Origin of the sequence: Actinopolymorpha sp. B11F2 (assembly GCF_040195635.1) — a bacterium.
Lineage (GTDB): Bacteria > Actinomycetota > Actinomycetes > Propionibacteriales > Actinopolymorphaceae > Thermasporomyces.
Map to the genome: position 1 here is coordinate 671,814 of NZ_JBEFTX010000001.1, position 21,846 is coordinate 693,659.

The 21,846-nt window shown below is 69.8% G+C and carries 21 protein-coding genes; 13 read left to right on the forward strand and 8 right to left on the reverse strand.

The features are described from left to right. The first annotated feature begins 89 nt into the window (after nucleotides 1-89). Nucleotides 90-332 carry a hypothetical protein gene (locus ABN034_RS03055; RefSeq protein WP_349689419.1) on the forward strand — a complete coding sequence of 81 codons (243 nt, stop codon included), beginning with the start codon at nucleotides 90-92 and terminating at the stop codon, nucleotides 330-332. 57 nt (nucleotides 333-389) lie between these two features. Here ABN034_RS03055 and moaA read toward each other — a convergent pair whose 3' ends face one another. Then, nucleotides 390-1,388 carry a GTP 3',8-cyclase MoaA gene (gene moaA / locus ABN034_RS03060; RefSeq protein ID WP_349689420.1) on the reverse strand — a complete coding sequence of 333 codons (999 nt, stop codon included), beginning with the start codon at nucleotides 1,386-1,388 and terminating at the stop codon, nucleotides 390-392. A 106-nt stretch (nucleotides 1,389-1,494) separates the two neighbouring features. Here moaA and ABN034_RS03065 point away from each other — a divergent pair, with 106 nt between their 5' ends. Next, the gene (locus ABN034_RS03065; RefSeq protein ID WP_349689421.1) at nucleotides 1,495-2,301 is read left to right on the forward strand and encodes an SURF1 family cytochrome oxidase biogenesis protein; all 807 of its coding nucleotides are present in this window, start codon (nucleotides 1,495-1,497) and stop codon (nucleotides 2,299-2,301) included. A 22-nt stretch (nucleotides 2,302-2,323) separates the two neighbouring features. Here ABN034_RS03065 and alaS read toward each other — a convergent pair whose 3' ends face one another. Next, a complete protein-coding gene (gene alaS / locus ABN034_RS03070; RefSeq protein ID WP_349689422.1) occupies nucleotides 2,324-5,068 on the reverse strand; it encodes an alanine--tRNA ligase in 2,745 nt (914 codons plus the stop codon). 384 nt (nucleotides 5,069-5,452) lie between these two features. Then, complete coding sequence (locus ABN034_RS03075; RefSeq protein WP_349689423.1) at nucleotides 5,453-6,265, reverse strand: SIR2 family NAD-dependent protein deacylase; 813 nt, start codon at nucleotides 6,263-6,265, stop codon at nucleotides 5,453-5,455. Between the two features lie 233 nt (nucleotides 6,266-6,498). Between ABN034_RS03075 and ABN034_RS03080 the strand changes: the two genes are divergently transcribed. Next, nucleotides 6,499-7,245, forward strand: coding sequence for an SDR family oxidoreductase (locus ABN034_RS03080; RefSeq protein ID WP_349326607.1), 747 nt, complete (start codon nucleotides 6,499-6,501; stop codon nucleotides 7,243-7,245). Nucleotides 7,246-7,443: 198 nt separating this feature from the next. Here ABN034_RS03080 and ABN034_RS03085 read toward each other — a convergent pair whose 3' ends face one another. From ABN034_RS03085 to ABN034_RS03095, 3 genes are all read right to left on the reverse strand, one after another. Beyond that, nucleotides 7,444-7,662: a helix-turn-helix domain-containing protein gene (locus ABN034_RS03085; protein ID WP_349326605.1), complete on the reverse strand. Its 219-nt coding sequence runs from the start codon at nucleotides 7,660-7,662 to the stop codon at nucleotides 7,444-7,446. Nucleotides 7,663-7,955: 293 nt separating this feature from the next. Beyond that, nucleotides 7,956-9,569, reverse strand: a complete 1,614-nt coding sequence (locus ABN034_RS03090; RefSeq protein ID WP_349689424.1) for an ABC-F family ATP-binding cassette domain-containing protein — start codon at nucleotides 9,567-9,569, stop codon at nucleotides 7,956-7,958. Between the two features lie 89 nt (nucleotides 9,570-9,658). Then, the gene (locus tag ABN034_RS03095) at nucleotides 9,659-9,832 is read right to left on the reverse strand and encodes a hypothetical protein (RefSeq protein ID WP_349689425.1); all 174 of its coding nucleotides are present in this window, start codon (nucleotides 9,830-9,832) and stop codon (nucleotides 9,659-9,661) included. A gap of 289 nt (nucleotides 9,833-10,121) precedes the next feature. On the opposite strand from ABN034_RS03095, the gene ABN034_RS03100 reads away from it, so the two are divergent. From ABN034_RS03100 to ABN034_RS03120, 5 genes are read left to right on the forward strand one after another with little or no spacing between them, the layout of a single operon-like run. Next, nucleotides 10,122-10,766 carry a biotin transporter BioY gene (locus ABN034_RS03100; protein ID WP_349326601.1) on the forward strand — a complete coding sequence of 215 codons (645 nt, stop codon included), beginning with the start codon at nucleotides 10,122-10,124 and terminating at the stop codon, nucleotides 10,764-10,766. Further along, nucleotides 10,750-12,045, forward strand: a complete 1,296-nt coding sequence (locus ABN034_RS03105; protein ID WP_349689426.1) for a class I adenylate-forming enzyme family protein — start codon at nucleotides 10,750-10,752, stop codon at nucleotides 12,043-12,045. Before ABN034_RS03100 ends, ABN034_RS03105 begins: the two co-directional genes overlap by 17 nt. A 14-nt stretch (nucleotides 12,046-12,059) precedes the next feature. Further along, nucleotides 12,060-13,298: a thiolase family protein gene (locus tag ABN034_RS03110; protein WP_349689427.1), complete on the forward strand. Its 1,239-nt coding sequence runs from the start codon at nucleotides 12,060-12,062 to the stop codon at nucleotides 13,296-13,298. Further along, nucleotides 13,295-13,969 (forward strand): energy-coupling factor ABC transporter ATP-binding protein, encoded by a 675-nt coding sequence (locus ABN034_RS03115; RefSeq protein WP_349326596.1) that lies wholly within the window; start codon nucleotides 13,295-13,297, stop codon nucleotides 13,967-13,969. Before ABN034_RS03110 ends, ABN034_RS03115 begins: the two co-directional genes overlap by 4 nt. Next, nucleotides 13,966-14,589, forward strand: coding sequence for an energy-coupling factor transporter transmembrane component T family protein (locus tag ABN034_RS03120; protein WP_349689428.1), 624 nt, complete (start codon nucleotides 13,966-13,968; stop codon nucleotides 14,587-14,589). Before ABN034_RS03115 ends, ABN034_RS03120 begins: the two co-directional genes overlap by 4 nt. A gap of 15 nt (nucleotides 14,590-14,604) precedes the next feature. Here the strand turns inward: ABN034_RS03120 and ABN034_RS03125 are convergent, their stop codons facing one another. Beyond that, nucleotides 14,605-15,546, reverse strand: a complete 942-nt coding sequence (locus ABN034_RS03125) for an IclR family transcriptional regulator (protein WP_349689429.1) — start codon at nucleotides 15,544-15,546, stop codon at nucleotides 14,605-14,607. A 144-nt stretch (nucleotides 15,547-15,690) separates the two neighbouring features. On the opposite strand from ABN034_RS03125, the gene ABN034_RS03130 reads away from it, so the two are divergent. The 5 genes from ABN034_RS03130 to ABN034_RS03150 are packed head-to-tail and all read left to right on the forward strand — an operon-like array spanning nucleotide 15,691 to nucleotide 21,088. After that, nucleotides 15,691-16,962 (forward strand): CaiB/BaiF CoA transferase family protein, encoded by a 1,272-nt coding sequence (locus ABN034_RS03130; RefSeq protein WP_349689430.1) that lies wholly within the window; start codon nucleotides 15,691-15,693, stop codon nucleotides 16,960-16,962. Beyond that, nucleotides 16,959-17,771 carry an enoyl-CoA hydratase-related protein gene (locus ABN034_RS03135; protein WP_349689431.1) on the forward strand — a complete coding sequence of 271 codons (813 nt, stop codon included), beginning with the start codon at nucleotides 16,959-16,961 and terminating at the stop codon, nucleotides 17,769-17,771. The genes ABN034_RS03130 and ABN034_RS03135 overlap by 4 nt, the downstream gene beginning before the upstream one ends. 54 nt (nucleotides 17,772-17,825) lie before the next feature. Then, a complete protein-coding gene (locus ABN034_RS03140) occupies nucleotides 17,826-18,812 on the forward strand; it encodes a Bug family tripartite tricarboxylate transporter substrate binding protein (RefSeq protein WP_349689432.1) in 987 nt (328 codons plus the stop codon). Beyond that, on the forward strand, nucleotides 18,809-19,315 hold the full coding sequence (locus tag ABN034_RS03145; protein WP_349689433.1) for a tripartite tricarboxylate transporter TctB family protein: 507 nt from the start codon (nucleotides 18,809-18,811) through the stop codon (nucleotides 19,313-19,315). Before ABN034_RS03140 ends, ABN034_RS03145 begins: the two co-directional genes overlap by 4 nt. 15 nt (nucleotides 19,316-19,330) lie before the next feature. Continuing rightward, nucleotides 19,331-21,088: a tripartite tricarboxylate transporter permease gene (locus ABN034_RS03150; RefSeq protein WP_349689434.1), complete on the forward strand. Its 1,758-nt coding sequence runs from the start codon at nucleotides 19,331-19,333 to the stop codon at nucleotides 21,086-21,088. Here ABN034_RS03150 and ABN034_RS03155 read toward each other — a convergent pair. Further along, nucleotides 21,052-21,741 carry an AAA family ATPase gene (locus ABN034_RS03155; RefSeq protein ID WP_349689435.1) on the reverse strand — a complete coding sequence of 230 codons (690 nt, stop codon included), beginning with the start codon at nucleotides 21,739-21,741 and terminating at the stop codon, nucleotides 21,052-21,054. The two genes, ABN034_RS03150 and ABN034_RS03155, sit on opposite strands and share 37 nt — an antisense overlap. Between the last annotated feature and the right edge of the window lie 105 nt (nucleotides 21,742-21,846).

Consider the following 21,846-nt stretch of genomic DNA (forward strand, 5'->3'; position numbering starts at 1 on the left):
CACTGCACCGTTACTCTTCGAAGTCCCCCTCGTGCGTAACGCGTCACCACGGCCTGGATGAGCTGGGCGAGCCTGGTTGAGGGAGAGCCATGACCGACGACTTCCGCCCCGACCAGGCGATCTGTTCGGCGAAGGGTTGCAACAATCCGGCCACATGGGCACTTCGCTGGAACAATCCGAAGATCCACCCGCCGCAGCGACGCAAGACCTGGGTGGCCTGTGACGCTCACCGGAGCTCTCTCGCGGACTTTCTCAGCGCGCGGGGGTTCCTCCGCGAGATCGAACCCTTCGAAGGCACGGACCCGCCGGGCGGTGCCGCAGGCAAGAGCTAGCGGCTCTCCGAACCAGCTCTCGTCTCGGGCGAAACCACGGTCAGCGCGGCCCGCTGGCTATCCGCCGATCGCGGACATCGGCCTGGTCGGCTGCAGGAACGTCGGGTCGTCGATCCCGTGTCCTGGTTGCTTCGTCGCGACCGCCGCTCGCCAACGCCGGGCCAACTCCTCGTCGCCCGCACCACCGCGCAGCGCACCGCGCAGGTCGGACTCCTCGCGGGCGAACAGGCAGTTGCGAACCTGCCCGTCGGCGGTGAGTCGCACCCGGTCGCAGTCACCGCAGAACGGCCGCGTCACCGACGCGATGATCCCGACCCGCGCCGGTCCACCGTCGACGACGAACGACTCCGCCGGAGCGCTCCCCCGCCGGCTGCGGTCGTCAGGTCGCAGGTCGAAGTGGCTCTGCAACCCGGCCAGGATCTCGTCCGCCGTCACCATCGTGTCGCGGTTCCAGCGGTGTTGGGCGTCGAGGGGCATCTGCTCGATGAACCGGAGCTCGTAACCACGCTCGAGGCACCAGGCCAGCAGGTCCGGCCCCTCGTGGTCGTTGAGGCCACGGATGAGGACGGCGTTGACCTTCACCGGCGTGAGCCCGGCCGTCTCCGCCGCTGCCAGGCCGGCGACGACATCGGACCATCGGTCGCGGCGGGTGAGCTCGTGGAACGCCGGAGCGCTCAACGTGTCCAACGAGACGTTCACCCGGTCCAGACCAGCCTGCCGAAGTGGCGTCGCGAGCCGGGTGAGACCGATGCCGTTGGTCGTGAGGGACATCTCGGGGCGCGGACTCAGCTCTCCGGTGCGCCGGACGATATCGACGAGCCCACGGCGGATCAGCGGCTCGCCACCGGTGAACCGCACCTCCCGGACCCCGAGCAGTCGGACCGCCACCGCGATCAGGCGTACGACCTCGTCGTCGGTCAGTACCTCGGGCGTCGGCAGCCAGGGCAGGCCCTCGGCCGGCATGCAGTAGTTGCACCGCAGATTGCAACGGTCGGTCAGTGAGACCCGGAGGTCGGTTGCCGCCCGCCCGTACCTGTCCACCAGTTCGCCTGCCACCCGCCAAGCGTAGGCGGACACCGCAACCCGGGGCGACACGCCGCTCGGTACCGAGTGGACACCCCACAGGCACGGCGGGCGGAGCGCTCGGTTAGCGTCGCGAGACGTGTACCGCTTCCTGCTGCGCCCGCGCTGGATCGCCCTGGTGATCATCGTCGCGCTGCTGGTCGCCGTGTTCGTCCAGCTGGGGCGCTGGCAGCTGCACCGGCTCGATGATCGGCGGGCACACAACGCGGTCATCACGACCAACAGCTCCGCGGCGGCGAAGCCGCTCGACACCGTGCTCGCCCCCGGTCGGCCGGTGGCAGCTGGGCAGGAGTGGACGCGCGTGAGCGCGCGAGGACGGTACGACGGTTCGCACCAGATTCTGGTCCGCTACCGGTCTCAGGGGGGCGAGCCCGGGTTCAACGTCCTCTCCCCTCTCGTCACCTCCCGAGGCGCCGCCGTCCTCGTCAACCGTGGTTGGGTCCCGCGCACCGCGTCGGTGCAGGCACCTGAGCCGCCGGCGGTCCCGAGCGGCGAGGTGCGCGTGCTCGGCCGGGTGCGCCCCTCCGAGGCGGCCGATCCGGGCACCGGCGCTCCACGAGACGGTCAGGTGCGTTTCATCGACGTCGAGCAGATCGCCGCGCACCTGCCGTACCCGGTCGTCGGTGGCTATCTGGAGCTGATCGAGCCGCCCGGTGCCGGCCAGGCGTCCGGATCGTCCCCGCGGGTGCTCCCCCCGCCGGAACTGTCCGAAGGGCCGCACCTGGCCTACGCGGTGCAGTGGTTCCTGTTCGCACTGATCGCGGTCCTCGGGGTGGGCTTTCTCGCGTACGACGAAGCCCACGACGGGCGGCTGCGCACCCGGATCCGTACCGCCGAGCGCGGCCCACGCCCGGTCCCCGCAGGTGACCGCAGCCGCCCGGAATGATCAACCCACACCCGCCCGCGATTCACGTACGGGTCGACGTGGCGAGGTGGTGAGCCGCCTGCGCGAGGGCTTGATCGAGCCGGTTCACCTCCCGACCACCCGCGTGCGCGATGCGGCCGACCCCGCCAGCGCCACCACCGATCGTGCGTCCCGCGGGCCGCAGGAGGTCCCGGGCCGGAGCGGTCAGCTGTTCCATCGCGGAATTGATCCCCAGAACCAGCTGCGCCTTGCCGTCCCGCACCATCCCGAGCACCGCACCACCAGGACGCCCGGACGGGCAGTACGCGAGGACGCCGTCGACCAACGCCCGGATCTCCTCGCCCTGCTTGACGTCGTGACCGTCACGCACGCCCGGATCGTCCAGTCGTTCGGCCACGATCCACCGACCACCGGCGTCGCGGCCCTTTCCGGCAAGGCGTTCAGCCAGCTTCGCCCGCTCGCGCTGCCGCACGTCAGCCAGCTCACCCTCGGCCCGCGCCAGTGCGTCAAGGCGACCTTGCAGGCGGCGCAGGATCTCGCCGGACCGCGGAACCCCAAGCAGGGCGGCGATCTGCTCGACCAGGACCCGCTCGTGGTCGCTGTACCGGAGCGCGTCGATCCCGGTCAACGCCTCGATCCGGCGTACGCCTGAACCGACCGACGTCTCCCCCACCAGACGGACCGGACCGGCCTGGCTGCCGTGGCCCACATGGGTACCGCCGCAGAGCTCCCGGGAGAAGTTGCCGATGTCGACCACCCGCACAACCTCGCCGTACGTCTCGCCGAAGAGCGCGATCGCCCCCGCCTCCTGCGCCTCGGCACGGCTCGCCTGCCAGATACGGACCTCCGGATCGGAGAGCAGTCGCTGGTTCACCTCGTCCTGGATGCGCACGAGCGCGTCGGATTCGATCGGCGCGAAGTGGGTGACGTCGAAACGTAGCCTGCCGGGCGCGACGAGGGACCCGTGCTGGCGCGCGTGGTCGCCGAGCGTGTCGCGCAGCACCGCGTGCAGGACATGGGTCGCGCTGTGCGAGCGTGCGGTGGCCGACCGCCGGTCATCGTCCACGACCGCGTGCACAGACTGGCCGACGCGCAGCTCGCCACGAACCACCTCCGCCCGGTGGACGTGAAGGTCGCCACCCGCACCGAGACCGGTGTCGACCACCCGCAGCTCGCTGCCGTCAGGCGTACGGATCACTCCGGCGTCGCCCACCTGCCCACCGGACTCGGCGTAGAACGGCGTCCGGTCCAGCACCACCTCGACGTGCTCACCCTCGAGCGCCGCCGGTACCTCGGTCCCGTCCCGGACCAGCCCGATGATCGAGCCCTCCTCGGTGAGCCGGTCGTGGCCGACGAAGCGCGTCGCCCCGGTGCGGTCGAGAATGGTCCGGTACGCCTGCCCACGGCCACGGTCATCGCCCTGCGTACGCGCCTCGCCTCGCGCCCGCTGCGCACGTCGGCGCTGGTCGTCCATCAGCGCCTCGAACCGGTCCGTGTCCACCACCAACCCGGCCTCGGCCGCGATCTCGGTGGTCAGGTCGACCGGAAAGCCGAACGTGTCATGGAGTTCGAACGCGGTACGCCCCGACAGCACGGGTCGCGCCGACAGCACCGGCTGCGCCGGTGTCGTCGACGTGGAGCTCCGGCGCACCGCCTCCTCACGCGTACGCCGGATCGCGGTGTGGAGGAGCCGTGCACCCTGCGCGAGCGTCCGCCCGAATCCGTCCTCCTCGTGTCCCATCGCCTGCTCGACCAGGCCGCGGCGTTCGGTCAGCTCGGGCCAGACCTGACCGAGCTGGTCGACGACGGTACCCGCGAGGTCGTGGAGGAACGGATGGTCCACTCCCAGCGCCTGACCGTGGCGGATGGCCCGGCGCAGCAGCCGACGGAGCACATAACCGCGTCCCTCGTTCGAGGGGAGTACGCCGTCCGCGAGCAGGAACGCGGCCGCCCGCACGTGGTCGACGACGATCCGCGCCGGACGGCGCTGACCCTCGGCACGGACGTCCGCCCCGGTGAGCTGACCGAGGCGCGCCATCACCGGCGCCATCACATCGATGTCGTGGATGGTGTCGACACCCTGCAGGACCATCGCGACCCGCTCCAGCCCGAGTCCCGACTCGAGACAGGGCCGCGGCAGGTCCCCGACGAACGGGATCGTGTTCTCGTCACCACCCTCACCGCGGAGGTAGCGCATGAAGACGAGGTTCCAGACCTCGAGGTACCGGTCGGTGTCGACCGCCGGTCCACCTTCGCGACCGTAGGCGGGACCCCTGTCGTAGAAGATCTCCGAACACGGACCGCACGGACCCGGACCGCCGGTGTCCCAGTAGTTCTCGGCGACGCCGAGCCGCTGGATGCGCTCGATCGGGATGCCGACGCGCCGCCACAGCTCGACGGCCTCGTCGTCCTCGCGGTAGACCGTCGCCCAGAGCCGCTCCGGCGCGAGGCCGAGTACGTCGGTCAGGAACTCGTACGCCCACGGCACCGCGATCGCCTTGCCGTAGTCGCCGAAGGAGAAGTTGCCGAGCATCTCGAAGAACGTCGAGTGCCGGTCGGTGGTGCCGATGTTGTCGATGTCGACCGTTCGTACGCACTTCTGCAGCGACACCAGGCGGTCCTTCGGCGGCGAGGACTCGCCCAGGAAGTACGGCTTGAACTGCACCATGCCCGCGGTCGTGAGCAGGAGCGTCGGGTCGTCGGGCACGAGCGAGGACGACGGCACCAGCTGGTGGCCGCGCTCGCGGAAGTAGTCGAGGAACAGTCGACGGATGTCAGGGGTACGCACGGGAGGCCTCCGGCGGATCGGGACGGCGGCGGTGCCTCAACAGCTGAGGGACCTGGCAGATCAGGGACCGGGTGATCTCACCCACGCCGAGCCGGACCGAGGGGCCGGACTGCGGACTCAGCTCATGCCGAAGACCCCAGCGCCCAGCTCGGCGCACCTAGCTCGCTGTCCCACGCGCGTCATGCCGCGACTTCTCCTCGCATACGTTCGTTCGACCCCATTATGGGCGCGCCGTTCAGGGCTCATCCACCGGGTTTCCCAGGGCGGGTTCGATGGACGGCAGACTGACCGGCCCGCAGCAGGCCGGCACCGAGCCCGACCGAGCGGTAGTGGATCGCGAGCAGATGCTCCTGGCTCTTGCCGGAGTGCCAGCCGGAATGGTGGTCACGGTGCCTCTTGATCGTCTGGCGCCACTGGGATCGGCGAGCCGGACGTCTCGGCGAGGCGTGGGAGCGCGTCGCCGATCGGTACGCGGACCACCGCCGCGGCGGCCGCATCATAGGGCGTCGGTTGGGCGTTGACGATGACGAGCTTCGCGCCCGCCGCGACCGCGACGTCGCACAGTCCGGCCGCCGGATGCACCTGCAACGACGTACCCACGGCCAGGAGGATTTCACATGATGCCGCGGCGCGCGCCGCCTGCTCGAGCACCTCCCGATCCAGCGACTGCCCGAACGAGATCGTCGCCGACTTCTGGATACCGGCACACTCCAGGCACCGTGGGTCGGGCTCACCCGCCTCGACCCGCGCGAGTACGTCGGCCATCGGCGTACGCACCTCACACTCCAGGCAGACCGCCCACCAGACCGTGCCGTGGAGCTCGATCACGTTCTCCGAGCCGGCCCGCTGGTGCAGACCGTCGATGTTCTGGGTGACGAGCGTGCGGACGACGCCGGCGGACTCGAGCGCCGCCAGCGCCCGGTGGGCCGCGTTCGGCCGCGCGGTCCAGGCGGGGTGCTTCTGCCGCTGCCGCCAGGCTTCGATTCGTACGGCGGGATCGGACAGGTAGTCGGCCAGCGTCGACAGCCGCTCGGCACGGGGGTTGGTGGTCCACACTCCCGCCGGTCCGCGGAAGTCGGGAATTCCGGAATCCGTCGAGACACCCGCACCGGTGAGCACCGTCACCGCCCGAGCTGAGCGAGCCGACCGCAGCCATCGCCCCACGCCTGCGAGGTCGACCACGTCGTCTCCAGACATGCCTCCGACCGTACGCTCACGCCGTCGCGGGCCGGTCGGCTTGGCCGCCGGTGGACGGGCAGCCCGGCCCAGCGACCGGCCCAGCGACCGGCCCAGCGACCGGCCCTGTGTGCGGAACGTGATCATGATGCGGGAAGGTGCACCTGGATGCCCCAAATTTCGCCGGACACTTACAGTTTCTGCATGCAATGCGTGACCACCATGAGGCAGGATGATGCACCGTGGATCTTGGGGTGCGGGACCGAGTGTTCCTTCTCAGCGGAGCAAGTCGGGGGCTTGGCCGGGCAACCGCCGAGGTCCTCGTCGCCGAGGGCGCCTATGTGGTGATCTCCGCCCGCGGCGAAGACGGCGTCCAGCGCGCTGCCGCGAGTCTGGGCACCGCGCGCGCTGTCGGCGTCGCCGCCGACAACGCCGACCCGGCTTCGGCCGAACGCCTGGTCGCCACCGCGATGGCCAAGTGGGGACGCCTCGACGGTGCCCTCATCAGTGTCGGCGGCCCACCTGCCGGAAGCGCACTCGACTCCGACGAAGACCAGTGGCGGGCGGCATTCGAGTCGGTCTTCCTGGGTGGGCTACGCCTCGCCCGGGCGGTTGCGGCGGCGTGTCGCGACGGCGGGTCGATCGGGTTCGTCCTGTCGAGTTCGGTGCGCCAACCCATCCCGAACCTCGCCATCTCCAACGGCCTGCGACCGGGACTTGCCGGCCTGTCCAAGACACTGGCCGACGAACTCGGTCCGGCCGGTGTGCGCGTCAACGGCCTCTTGCCCGGCAGCTTCGACACTGAGCGTAGTCGCGAACTTGCCGCGCAGAGTGCCGATCCCGAGGCTCTCCGGCGACGTCGCGAGGCGGAGATACCGCTGCGTCGCTATGGCTCGCCGCCGGAGTTCGGTCGGGTCGCGGCCTTCATCCTGTCGCCGGTGGCGTCCTACATCACTGGGACCACCGTCGCTGTTGACGGCGGCGTGCTCCGCACCATCTGAACGCGCGGCACCAACCATCTGAACGCACCATCTGACCGCACCGGTGTCGCGCTGCGTCCCATCGTCTGCGCGCGGCGTGGCGACCAGGAGCAACACCCCGCTCCAGGGCAACGCTCTTCTGCAGCAGGCGCGATCCCCCCTCGACACCAGGTGTCGGGACTGGGGTGTGGGCGTCCACACCCCAGTCCCACGTCGGCGCTAGACCCGCACCTTCTTGGTGCGCGTGGCGCCACCCCTGCTGCGAAGTCTCACCCCCGACTCACTCAGCAGCCGGTGCACGAACCCGTAGGACCGGCCCGTTTCCTGAGCGATGGTGCGGATGCTCTTTCCGCCGTCATACTTCTTCCTGAGGTCCGCCGCGAGCTTGTCCCGCTGCGTTCCGGTGACCCGTACGCCCTTCTTCAGAGTCTCGGCCACGCCTGCCTCCCGCTGACGAGTGTGATGGTCGCGTTCGGCTTTCCGTTCGCCGACCCGCCCCAGTGATGCCGACGTATCGGTCACGCGCTCACGTCGCGCTCGGTCTCATTCACCGACAGCTCACGCTCACGTGGTACCGATGGCGTACAGCATTCGATCAATACCAATGCCCCATGATCCGCCGACCCATGCCTCGTTACCAACGGAAGATCGGCCGTGTCGCGCCAATATTATTTTCTCTTCTGTTGCGGGCAGGCACGGTGGGGGCGGACGTCCCGGCCAGGATTCTGGGGTCAGGCGAGGCTTACAAGATCAACATATTCGGTGTTCCAGAGATCTTCAACGCCATCGGGAAGAAGCAATACCCGCTCGGGTTCGAGGGCCGCGACCGCACCCTCGTCGTGGGTGACGAGGACGATCGCCCCTTTGTACGACCGAATTGCACCAAGAATTTCCTGTCGCGAAACCGGATCGAGGTTATTTGTCGGTTCGTCGAGCAGGAGGACGTTGGCGGCGGAGCAGACGAGCCGCGCGAGCGCGAGGCGGGTCTTCTCACCCCCGGAAAGCACGGCCGCCGGCTTGTCCACGTCATCGCCGGTGAACAGGAACGAACCGAGGACGCGGCGCGCCTCCCTGTCGGTGAGATCCGGTGCGGCCGAGGCCATGTTCTCTCCGACGGTACGCCGGATATCGAGGGTCTCGTGTTCCTGCGCGTAATAGCCAAGCTGCAAACCGTGTCCGGCCTCGACGATTCCGGTGTCGGGACTTTCCGTGCCGGCGAGAATACGCAGCAACGTCGTCTTGCCTGCACCGTTGAGGCCGAGAACCACGACTCGACTTCCCTTGTCGATGGCGAGGTCGACGTCGGTGAAGACCTCGAGAGAGCCGTACGACTTGGACAAACCGGTCGCTGTCAACGGCGTCTTGCCACAGGGTGCGGGCTCGGACAGCCGGATCTTCGCCACGCGGTCGGATCGTCGTTCGGGTTCGAGGTCGGCGATCAGGCGCTCGGCCCGGCGGGCCATATTCTTCGCTGCGACCGCCTTGGTGGCCTTCGCCCGCATCCGGTCGGCCTGGGCCATGAGGGCCTGAGCCTTGCGTTCGGCGTTGCTACGTTCGCGCTTGCGGCGCCGGTCGTCGGCCTCGCGCTGGGTGAGGTAGACCTTCCAGCCGACATTGTGGATGTCGAGCTCTGCCCGGTTGGCGTCGAGGTGAAAGACGCGGTTGACAGTCGCCTCCAACAGCCCGACGTCGTGGCTGATCACCACGAGTCCGCCTTTGAACGCACGGAGGAACTCCCGCAGCCAGCCGATCGAGTCGGCGTCGAGGTGGTTCGTCGGTTCGTCCAGCAGCAGGGTGTCGGCGCCGGAGAAGAGGATGCGGGCGAGTTCGATCCGGCGTCGCTGGCCGCCGGAGAGGGTACGCAGTGGCTGGCCGAGCACCCGGTCGGGCAAGCCGAGGTTGGCGGTCACCTGCGCGGCTTCTGACTCCGCTGCGTAACCGCCCCGGGCGAGGAACTCGGTCTCGGCCCTGGCGTACTTCCGCATCGCCCGGTCCTGAGCCGCGCTGTCACGCTCGCGCCCGGCGGCGCCCGCCATCTCCAGTTCGGTCGACCGGAGTTCGCGTACGGCGTCGTCGAGACCGCGGGCGGAGAGCACCCGATCGCGGGCGGTGACGTCGAGGTCGCCGGTCCGCGGGTCCTGGGGTAGGTAGCCCACGGATCCGACCCGGGTCACGTCACCGCTTGCCGGGAGGCCGTCACCGGCGAGTACCCGGGTCAGCGTGGTCTTGCCGGCGCCGTTGCGGCCGACAAGGCCGACCTTGTCACCGGGAGAGACGCGGAAAGATACGTCGGAGAGGAGGAGTCGCGCACCCGCGCGGAGTTCGAGGTTGCTGGCCGTGATCACTTGAGAACGCTCCGGAGCCGATCGGACACAGGGGACACGTGGGCGAAGGAGTGTCCGATCAAGCACAGCGGATGAGCATGCGGACCAGTCTAGAGAACGAGCCGCGCGTCCCGCCTCCGGGTTTCCTCCGCCTCCACCAGATCGCCACCCCACCAGATCGCCACCCCACCAGATCGCCACCCCACCAGATCGCCCCACCGGATCGCCCCACCGGATCGCCCCACCGGATCGCCCCACCGGATCGCCCCACCGGATCGCCCCACCGGATCGCCCCACCGGATCGCCGCGCACGTGCCGTACAGGGCTGGCCGAGGTGTAAATGACCACGCTGGGCATGCCTGTGGTAGCCGGAGAGGCGTCGTCGCCCGGCTGGGCGGCCACAGGCATGCCCAGCGTGGTCATTTACACCTCGCGGCCGCAGCGGCATTGTCGGATCGCTCCAAGCCTGCGGCCGGGAGGTTGGCGATGGCGGGAGCGGGCATCGCACGTCAACGCGCCTACGCTCGGACTGCCGACGCCCGAACAGACGTAAGCCTGCCGAAGGAGCCGCCCGTGCCCTCCCGTCGCCGACTACCGACGCGTGACCTCGCCGTCATCGCCCTGTTCGCGGCCCTCATCGCCGCGCTAGGCCTTCCTGGTTCGTTCAACCTCTTCGGCAACGCCGTCCCCATCACGGCGCAGACCCTCGGCGTCATGCTGGCCGGGTCGATCCTCGGCGCGCGACGCGGGTTCCTCGCGGTGGCGACGTTCGGCGTCCTCGTCCTCGCCGGCCTGCCGCTGCTCGCCGGCGGACGCGGCGGGATCGGCGTCCTCGCCGGCCCGTCGGCCGGTTACTTCCTCGCGTTCCCGTTGGGCGCCTGGGTCACCGGCTGGCTGACCGAGAAGACGATGCCGCGGTACACGCTGCCCGTCGGGTTCATCGCCAACGTCGTCGGTGGCATCGCCGTCGTCTACGCCATCGGCATCCCCGTGCAGGCCGCCCGCACTGGAACGTCGGGCCTGGTGGCCACGATGGTGGCGGCGGCGGTCTTCCTGCCCGGTGACCTCATCAAGGCCGCGGTCGCCACCGTCGTCGCCAAGGGCGTCCATGCCGGCTATCCCACATTGCGTACGCCGCGTTCAGGAGGCACATCCACGAGCGGGGCCTCTGAGGGGACGGCAGGGGGTACGGTGCGAAACGATGGCCATCTTCCGTGACGTGGCCCGCCGCGCGGCGACCGAACCTGAGCGGCCGGCTGTCGTCGGTCCGTGCGGCCCCCTGAGCTTCGGCGCGCTCGCCGACCGGGCGTCCGAGCGCGCTGACGCACTCTCCGCGGAGGGCGTGGGGCCTGGAGGCGTGGTCATCTCCTTCGACGGCGAGCCGGTCCGCCTGCTGGTCGACCTGATGGCCGCTGAACGCGTGGGTGCCAGCATCATCGTCGCCGACTCCGCATGGCCGCACGCCATGCGCGGTCCCGCCCTCGACGCCGCGACCGCGGCCGCCGAACGCCATGGCGGAGCGGGGTGCCTGGTCGTCTTCACCTCCGGCAGCACGGGCGTCCCGCGGCCGGTCGTGCGTACGCAGGAGTCGTGGACGTACAGCTTTCCGGCGTTCTCGGCGCTCACCGGCGTCGACGCCACTGACACCGTGCTGATCCCCGGCCGGATGTCGGGAACGCTTTTCCTCTTCGGCGCGCTGCACGCCCTTGTCATGGGTGCGGCGATCCACCCGTTGTCGCACTGGTCGCCCACGCTCGCGACGGAGGCGACGGTGAGCTGCACCACGGCTCACGTCGTTCCCGCGATGCTCGGCGTCCTCGCCGGCCGGGTCGACCCGGCGACCAGTCGGCTGCGGCGGGCGGTCTGTGCCGGCGCACACCTCGCCCCCACAGTGGAGGCGGTGGCAGGTGCGGCCGGGATCGAGGTCATCGACTACTACGGGGCGGCCGAGCTGTCGTTCGTCGCGCTCCGCCGGCGTGGTTCTCCCCCGGGCGCGATGCGGCCGTTCCCCGATGTGGAGGTCGAGGTCCGTGATGGCGTGATCTGGGCGCGGAGTCGGTACCTCGCCAAGGGACTCGACCTCTCCGCCGACGGGTACGCGAGCGTCGGCGACCACGGCTGCCTCGAGCCCGACGGCACCCTCATCGTCACCGGTCGTTCGAACCAGTCGATCAACTGCGGCGGGGCGACCATCGCCGCCGAGGCGGTCGAACGCGCTCTTCGCCTCGCGTCCGGTGTCGCCGACGTCGCGGTCGTCGGCACGCCGCACGGTGAACTCGGGCAGGTCGTGGTCGCGGTCGTCGAGCCGGACGGCCCAGGCGGTGTCGCCCTGGCGACCTTGCGGGCCGCGATCGCCGACCAACTGCACCCTTCCCATCGACCACGGGTGTGGTACGAGGTCGACCGGCTCCCACGTGCCGGCTCGGGCAAGGTCGCCCGCGCCGAGGTCATCGCCGGACTCGCGGACGGCAGCCTTGTCGTCCGGGCACTTACGTGAACATTCTGAACCACGTGGAAGCCGCCCCACCCGAACGCACGGACCCGAACGCCCCGGCGATCGTGGCGGCCAGGCGTACCCCCCTCGGCAGCCGCGGCCGAGGGCTCGCCGACGTGCGGGTGGAACAGCTGGCCGCGCCCGTTCTCCGCGCGCTGGTCGACGACCTTGGCCTCTCACCCCGGCACGTCAGCGAGGTCGTCCTCGGCAACTGCATGGGTCCCGGCGGCAATGTGGCAAGGGTGGCCGCGCTCGCGGCCGGCTTCGGCCCCGGCGTGCCGGGCCTGACGGTCGACCGCCAGTGCGGCAGCGGGCTGGAGGCGATCACCCTCGCGGCAGGGTTGGTCAAGGCCGGGAGAGGTGCGGTCTACCTCGCCGGCGGCGCGGAGAGTGCCTCGACGGCGCCGATCCGCAGCTGGCCCGCACGAGCGGGCGGGCCGGGCAGCGAGCAAGGCGGCGAGCCGCAGCCCTACGAACGGGCGCCGTTCGCTCCCCCGCCATATCCCGATCCGGAGATGGGCGAGGCCGCGGATTTGGTGGCCCACGAGGCCGGCGTCTCCCGAGGCCGCCAGGACGCCTACGCGGCGCGAAGCCACGCGAGGGCGGTCGCGGCCATGGAGGCGAAGCGGTTCGCCGACGAGCTCGTTCCGGTCGGCGGGCTCGATCATGACGAACGCCCGCGCGCCGGTCTCACGTCGGCCCGGCTGGCCCGGCTGCGTCCCGCGTTCGTCCCGGACGACGCAGGCGGAACGGTCACCGCCGGCAACTCCTGCGGCGTCAACGACGGCGCCGCGGCGGTCGCCGTCGTCCCTGAACGCCTGCGGGCGCGGCACAACTGGCCGGGCCTGCACATCCTCGACTGGGCGTGCACGGGTACCGACCCGGGCCGGCCGGGTCTGGGTCTGGTCGCCGCGGTGCGGCAGGTGCTCGACCGGCAGGGGCTGGGCATGGACGACATCGGCGCGATCGAGTTCGTGGAGGCCTTCGCCGGACAGGTGCTGGCCTGCGCCGACGCGCTCGACCTCGACCCCGACCGGCTCTGTCCCGAGGGTGGCGCACTGGCGCTCGGCCATGCCTGGGGCGCGACCGGCGCTGTCGTGATGGTCCGGCTCTTCACCCGGATGGTGCGCGACGACGGCCCGTCGCTCGGACTCGCCGCGGTTTCCGTCGGCGGTGGCATGGGCGTCGCCGCACTGGTACGCCGCGTCGGCTCGACTTCCGGCGGGCGGCGAACAAGGACCGGGAGCGACCGGTGATCGAGTTGCGGGGCGTCTCCCACCACTACGGCTCCCGGCGGGTCCTGGCCGATCTCGACGTACGCCTGACCGAGCAGCGGATCGGTGTCGTCGGTGCCAACGGGTCCGGCAAGTCCACCTTCGCGCGGCTGCTCAACGGCCTGGTGGTGCCGACCCACGGCACAGTCGAGGTCGACGGTTTCGACACCCGGACCGACGGCCGCGAGGTCCGCCGCCGGGTCGGCTTCGTCTTCACCGATCCCGATGCCCAGGTCGTCATGCCGACCGTCGGTGAGGACGTGGCGTTCGGCCTGCGCCGGCTCGGCCTGCCCCGCGAGGAGGTGTCCCGGAGAGCGCAGGCCGCGCTCGAGGCGTACGGTCTCGCCGACTACGCCGATCACCCCGCCCACCTGCTCTCCGGTGGCCAGCTGCAGCTGCTCGCCCTCGCCGGGGTTCTCGTCACCGAGCCCACCACGCTGGTCTGTGATGAGCCGACCACGTTGCTCGACCTGCGCAACGCACGGATGGTCACGGACCTGCTCCGCCGGCTTCCTCAGCAGGTCGTCCTCGTCACGCATCACCTCGAACTGCTTGACGGGTTCGAACGCGTTCTCGTCCTCGACCACGGGCGCCTGGTCGCCGACGGCACCGCGGACGACGCGGTCGACGCCTACCGGAAGCTGCTCACATGAACGCCGCCCTTCCCGGTCACGGCGGTCTGGGCCTCTACCAACCGGGGTCGTCGCTCCTGCACCGGCTTCCGGCCGGCGCGAAGCTCACCGCGCTCGCCGTCGCGGCGGTGGTCATCCTGCGGATCACCGCCGTGTCCACCCTCGGCGTCGCGGTCGTGCTCACCCTGGCTCTGGTGGCGGCCGCGCAGATCCCCTGGCGGGTGGGCTTCGCGCAGGTCCGTCCGGTCTGCTGGTTCGCCGTACCGCTCCTGGCGTTCCAGTGGGTGAGCGCCGGACCCGCCCACGCGGTCCTCGTCGTCGGTCAACTGCTCGTCCTGGTGGCGCTCGCAGCGCTGGTCACGCTCACGACCCGGGTCACGGCGATGCTCGACGCGTTCGAGTCGGCCCTGCGTCCGTTCGAGCGGGTCGGCGTCAGCCCGATGCGGGTCGGTCTCGTGCTGGCCCTCACGGTGCGCTGCATTCCCCTGGTCGCCCAGACGTACGCGGAAACCCGGGAAGCGCAGCGGGCCCGTGGCCTCGAACGCAGCCCGGTCGCCCTCGCGGTGTCCCTCGTCGTACGCCTGCTCAAGAAGGCCGACGCCATGGGTGACGCGCTCGCGGCCCGTGGCCTCGACGACTGAAGGGGTGGACGTCGATCACTCCACGGGTGGGCTGGCCAGGGCAATCTGTGCGGCCACGCCGTCGCGGGTCGCACCGAGGGCCTCGGAGATCGACCATGCCGTGGCCGCGACGACCGGGCCGAGGCGTTCCATCCGTTCGTTGGGCATCCGCACCTCGGGCGCGGAGACACTGATCGATGCCGCCGGAAGGTCGGAGCCGTCGAAGACGACGGCGGCGATCGTCCGGATACCCGACGTGCGCTCGGAGTAGGAGAGCGCGAAGTTGTGGGCGCGGATCTCGGCCAGCTGCTTGCGAAGGAGCACCGGGTCGGTGACCGTCGCCGGGGTGGCGGCCGGTATCGGCCGGGCGAGGATCGACTCCTGCACGGTGTGGGCGAGGTGCGCGAGGAGTGCCTTGCCGGGCGCGCCGAGGGGCAGCGGGATCGGTGCGCCGAACTCGGTGTAGCTGCGACGCAGCGGCTGGCGGCTCTCCACCTGGTCGATGACCGCGCGGTCATGGGTGGGCAGCAACACGTGCAGGCCGACGGTCTCGTCGATCTCGTCGCGGAGCCGGGTCATCGCCGGGAGGGCGGCCTCGCGCACGCTTGTCGCCATCGCGCCACCGCGGGCGAGCTGGACCAGCAGTGAGCCCAGGGCATAGCGGCGGTCGCGGGTCTGGCGTACCAGCCGGTTGTCCTGCAGCGCGCCGAGCAGCCGGTGCGTGGTGCTCGTCGACAGTCCGGTCATCCGGGCGATGTCACTGATGCCCAGCTCGGGATGGCGGGCGTCGAAGCAGCGCAGGATCATGACGGCGCGATCGATGGACTGCACGCCTCGGCGACGCACGGGCGGCTCGGATACGCCCTCCTCCGCGCCCGGGGATTCGGGTCCGTTCGTGCCGGGGGCGCTGCCACCGGGAACGCCGGAGCCCAGGACGCCACCCGATGTGTTCGGATCCTGCCAATCCGTTGACGTCACCCTGCCTCCCTGCCTAGTGTTCCTGAATTACAGGATGTTATCCCACTTTGCGGCATCCATGGCTTTTGTGGCAAGCACCGTCTCGACCAATGGCTCGAATGACCGATTGCACGGATTCGTGGCAACACGGGAGGAATACCGAACATGTTGCCCCTTGACGGACTCAGAGTCCTCGACCTGACCCGGTTCCTGTCCGGCCCGTACGCGACGATGGTTCTCGCCGAACTCGGCGCCGACGTGATCAAGATCGAGCAGCCAATCACCGGTGACGACTCCCGGCGGCTCAGCCCCAAGGTCAACGGCGAGAGCTATCCGTTCGCCATGCCCAACCGGAGCAAACGCAGCGTCTCCCTCGACCTGAAGGCCGACCGGGGCAGGGAGGCGTTCCTCCGCCTCGTCGACGGCGCCGACCTGGTGATCGAGAACTTCCGGCCCGGCGTCGTCGCCCGGCTCGGCATCGACTACGAAGCCCTGCGTGCCCTGCGACCGGACCTGCTCTACTGCTCGATCAGCGGCTACGGCCAGAACGGGCCCTACCGCGACCGGCCGGGCTTCGACATCATGGCGCAGGGCGCCGTCGGGTTCCTCCGCATGACCGGCCATCCCGATGGACGGCCAGCGAAGGTCGGCATCGCGGTCAACGACCTCGCCGCCGGCGCAACGGCCATCTACTCGATCCTCGCAGCCGTTCTCCTCCGCCAGCGCACCGGAAAGGGGCAGCACATCGACGTCTCGCTGGTCGAAGCCGGCCTCGCCTGGACGGTGTGGGAGTCCGGTGCCTGGTTCGGCAGCGGCGAACTCCCCGCACCCACCGGCACCCGACACCGCCGGTCGACGCCGTACCAGGCCTTCCGCACCGCCGACGGCTACGTCACGATCGGCGCCAACAACGACCGGCTGTGGGAACGCCTCGTCACCGGCGTCCTCGACCGGACCGAGTGGCTGGACGACCCCCGTTTCCGCACGCTCCCCGACCGGCTGAGCAACATCGACGACCTCGAACGCGAGATCGAGGCGATCACCACCCGCCGTCGTACGCAGGAATGGATCGACGCACTCGACAAGGCCGGTGTCCCGGGCGGACCCGTCCTCACCTACGACGAGGCGTTGGCCGATCCCCACGTGCGGGCCCGCGGCATGGTGGTCGACCTCGACCATCCGATCATCGGGGCGATGAACACCATCGGGCCACCCACGAAGTTCAGTGAGTTCGACTTCGCCGTCAGGGCTCCGGCGCCGTGGCTCGGCCAGCACACGGTCGAGGTCCTCACCGAGGCGGGGCTCGCCGACGACGAGATCGCGGCGTTGTTCGTCGACAGCATCGCGTTCGACGCCCATCCGGAGATGCAGCGGCATCGGGGGCCCGCCCCCCAGACCTCCACCACCCCCTACGACCGCGCAGGTGTCGAATCGTGAACTCCGCCAGCCATGCCGACCGTTTCGCCGCTCCAGACGGCGACCTTGTTCTGCGGCGAGACGGTGCCGTCGCCACCGTGCTGCTCAACCGCCCGGACAGCCACAACGCCATCACCCTCGACATGTACACCGCTCTCCCCGACCTCTTCGGCGTGCTCGCGGCCGACGAGTCGGTGAAGGTGGTGGTCCTGCGGGGTGCCGGCGTCCGGTCGTTCGCATCCGGGGCGGACATCAGCGAGTTCGAACGCGTCCGCGGCGACGCCGGGAAGGCCCGCGTCTACAACGACCGGGTGGCCGCGGCCGAGCAGTCCATCGAACAGCTCGACAAACCCACGATCGCGATGATCCACGGCTACTGCATCGGCGGGGGCGCGGGGCTCGCGTTCGCGGCCGACCTGCGGTTCGGCGACGAGCGCACCACGATGGCCATCACCCCGGCCAAGCTCGGTCTCGTCTACAGCCTCGAGTCCACGAAGCGGCTGGTCGACCTCGCGGGACCGTCACGGGCCAAGTGGATCCTCATGTCCGGCGAGAAGATGTCGGCTCCCGAAGCACTGCGGGTCGGCCTGCTCGACGAGGTGACACCGGTCGACGACCTGGAGAAGCACACCTACGACTTTGCCCACCTGCTCAGCACGCGCGCGCAGTTCAGCGTCCGGGCGGCGAAGACGATCGTCAACCGGATCGTCGCCGGGCAAACCACCGAGGACGCGGTGACGACCGACCTGCGAAATACGTCGTTCGACACCGCCGACTACGCCGAAGGGGTCCGCGCCTTTCTCGACAAGCGCACTCCACGGTTCGGCTGAGGGCCACCCGGCCACGCCGATCCGGCGTACGACCGGAACGAAGGGAGCCTTGCAATGACGCATGCGTACCCGAGAAGAACGTTCCTCGCCCTGGGTGCCGCGGCTGTCGGCGTGGCGGGGTGTGCCGACGGAGCCGCGACGGGCGGGGGCGAGGCCGACTACCCGTCGGAGGACCTGGACTGGACGATCGCGTTCGGCCCAGGAGGCGGCAACGACATCATGTCGCGCACCATGGTCGACATCCTCGAGCGGGAGAAGCTCTATCCCGAACACATCGCGGTCCAGAACCGCGAGGGTGGCAGCGGCGCGACGGGCTGGGGCCACGTCTTCAGAAAGTCCGGCGATCCCTATGTCATCTCGACCACGTCGGGATCGTTCCTCACCACGCCGCTGGAGTCCGATCCGGGCTGGACTCCTACCGACTTCACTCCGGTCGGCCTCTTCGCGACCGACGCCGCGCTGCTGGTCGTCAATGCCGGCAGCGGTCTGGCGACCTGGCAGCAGTGGGTCGACCATGCCAAGGGCAAGGGCACCGTCGCGGTCGGCGGCATCGGCACCGTCAACGTCGACTTCATCCTCCACGACATGTTCGCCGCCAAGGCCGGTTACAAGATCGACTACGTACCGTTCAACGACGAGGGACAACTGCTCACCGCCCTGACGTCGAAGTCCCTCGAGGCGGTGGTCTCCAACCCGGGCGAGGTGATGGGCCAGATCGACGCCGGCGACATGGTGCCGCTGCTCTTCACCGGGCGCGAGTCGCCGGCGAAGCTGTCCGACGTACCCACCGGTGAGTCGCTCGGGTTCACCGACCTTCCCACCATGCCGCGCGGACTGATCCTGCCGCCCGAGGTGCCGGACAACGCCCGGCAGTGGTGGATCACCACGATGAAGAAGCTCGTACGGACCGAGAAGTGGAAGGCCTACCTGCGCGACAACTTTCTCGTCGAGGACGTCCGCTGGGGCGACGACTTCGGCCAGTTCATCGCCGACACCTCCAAGGAGCTGGAGGAGATCCTGCGCGAACGCGGTGCGATATGAGGCTTCGGCGGCTCGGCGCTCGTGGCATGTTCCTCGGCGTGCTCGCGGGCGTGCTTGCCGGATACTCCGTTCTGTCCTGGGACATGGCATGGCGGATGCCCTCGGGGCAGATCGGTCCGGGGTTCTTTCCACGGCTCATCGGTGTGGCCGCGCTCGTCCTCTGCCTCGTCGCCTTGTGGCGACACGATCCTGGGGACGGGGCCGACACCGGGGCCGACACCGGGGCCGGGGCCGACACCGGGGCCAGGGCCGACACCGGGGCCCCGACTCATCCGCCCCTGTTGGCTGGCGCTGTCTGTGCGTGTGTGGGTTTCTTCGTCCTGTTGGCCGTGGCCGGCGCACTTGTCGGCGGGGTGGTGTTCCTCTCCGGCGCGCTGATGCTGCTCAATCCTGGGCGCCGCCGGCTCGTCGGCAACGCCGCTGTCGGTGTCGGCCTGCCGGTCACGCTCTACGTGCTCTTCGAGAGGGTCCTGGACGCCCAGCTGCCCTCCGGAATCTTCTAGAAGGAACGCCCGCGCATGGAGATCCTGGAGCATCTCGCGACGGGCATCGCGACGGTCCTCAGCCCGCAGAACCTCGTCCTGCTCGCCCTGGGCGTTCTGGTCGGCATGGTGGTCGGTGTCATGCCCGGTCTCGGCCCGTCCGCGGGTATCGCCATCCTGCTGCCATTGACGTTCTCCCTCGATCCGACCGGTGCGATCGTCATGCTCGCCGCGATCTACTACGGCGCGATGTACGGCGGCACGATCACGTCGGTACTCATCAACACACCGGGCGAGTCAGCGACCGTCGCCAGCACGTTCGACGGCTATCCCCTTGCCCGCCGGGGCCGAGCCGGTCCCGCACTCGTCATGGCCGCAGTCGCGTCGTTCGTCGCCGGCACGGTCGGGACGCTGCTCATCAGCGTCGCGGCGCCGCTGCTGGCGTCGGTGACGTCGCGGTTCGGCCCGCCGGAGCTCTTCCTGCTGGTGCTCGCCGGCCTTCTCACGTTGGTTGTCGTCATCGGCCGGAACCGTCTGCTTGGTGGGCTCTCCGCTCTCATGGGCTTCGTCCTGGCGACGGTCGGCGTGGACATCGGCGGCGGCGAGCAGCGGTTCACGTTCGGCTCGCCGGAACTCATCAACGGCATCGACTTCATCCCGGTCGCCATCGGGATCTTCGGGCTCGGCGAGGTGTTCCACACGCTCTACCGTGGTGGGTATCTGGAACGGCTCGGCTACTTCTCCGTCAGCGCCCGCGCCAAGGGATTCTGGCCGAACCGCGCCGATGTCCTCGAGTCGCGGGGGCCGATCCTGCGCGGCTCGTTCCTCGGCTTCTTCGTCGGCACGACGCCGGGAGCAGGGGCCACCGTTGCGTCCCTCATGTCCTACAGCGTGGAGAAGTCGCTCTCGGCGAAACCGGAGAGGTTCGGCAAGGGCGCCATGCCGGGTCTCGTCGGCCCGGAGGCGGCGAACAACGCCGCTTCGGCGGGTGCGATGGTTCCACTTCTGACGCTGGGCATTCCGGGCTCCGCGTCCACAGCCGTCCTGCTCGGTGGATTCCTGATGTGGGGCCTGCAGCCAGGTCCGTTGCTGATGGAACAGAACCCCGAGTTCGCGTGGGGCCTCATCGCGAGCATGTACCTTGGGAACGCGATGTTGCTGCTGGTCAACATCTTCTGCATTCCGGCGTTCGCGGGTATCGCGCGGGTGCCGTTCCGCGTGCTCGCCCCGATCATCGTCGTCCTCTGTACGTTCGGCACCTTCACCGTCAACGCCAGCATGGTCGACGTCGCCGTCATGATCGGGTGCGGGGTGCTCGGATTCTTCATGCGGCTCCACGGATTCTCGCCGGCCGCGCTCGTGGTCGCGCTGGTCCTCGGGCCGATCGCGGAGGAGAGCTTGCGTCAGACGATGATCATCTCTCAGGGCAGTCCTGACATCTTCGTCCAGCGGCCGGCCTCGATCGTGCTGCTGGCCCTGATGGTGGTCCTCGTCGTCCTCCCGGTACTCCTGTCCGGACGTCAGCGCGGGCATGGGCCGGCCCTGGACCAGGGTCGCGATGAAGAACAGAGGCGGCGTACGGATCAGGGTGCGGGCGAGGATCAGGGTCAGGCCGAGGAACAAGGTCAGGCCGAGGAACAAGGTCAGGCCGAGGAACAAGGTCAGGCCGAGGAACAAGGTCAGGCCGAGGAACAAGGTCAGGCCGAGGAACAAGGTCAGGCCGAGGAACAAGGTCAGGCCGAGGAACAGGGGGAGGATCAGGAACCGGACCGGAGTTCGGCGACAACGCCGTAGTCCGACCGCTGCGACACGCCGGTGAAACTCACGGCGCGAAGCCGCTCCGCCGACCGCCGGTCCAGGACCACCGCCGACCGGGCGCCGGGCACCAGATGTGCCGGGTCTCCCTCCCGTTCCACCGCGGCCAGGAGCGCGCCCCATCGGCGACAGTGCCGCTGGAAGGTCTGCACGCCAAGGGATCGCCCTCGCGCCCGCTGACCCGCCCGGGCCTGCTCTGGTGTCGCATCGAGGAGCACGAGGTGCAGGACGCGACGCTCAGCAGCGACGAGGCGCCCCAGCAGGCTGCGTACCCAAGGACGCGTACCGCAGTCGGGAACCATCACCGGACCTCCGTGCCGGATCGCCGCCCAGACGCGACCGTAGTGCACCGCGTGCACGGCCGGGCGCCACCAGGCGTAGGCATGGCTCCCCATGTACCGCTGCCAGCGGAAACGTTCCTGCTCGGAGTCGACGATCCGGACGCCTCCCCGCTGCTCCGGGAGGGGCTCGTCAGCGGCGGTCCCGGAAAGCCTGTGCAGAAGGGTGCTCTTGCCGGCACCTGGGATCCCGACGAGAACGACGACCGAGTCGACCGGATAGCGCAGGTGGTCAACACCCTTGTCGCGGAAATCGTGACACCCGGTGAGGGTCGCGTCGGTGTCGAAGAACATGCGGGTTCAACGCGCCTGGGGACCACTGTCGTTCCTTCGAGCCGGCCTGGACGGATACGCTGCCGCCGGTAGCACTGATGGCCGACAGCCCGCCGCACCTCGCAC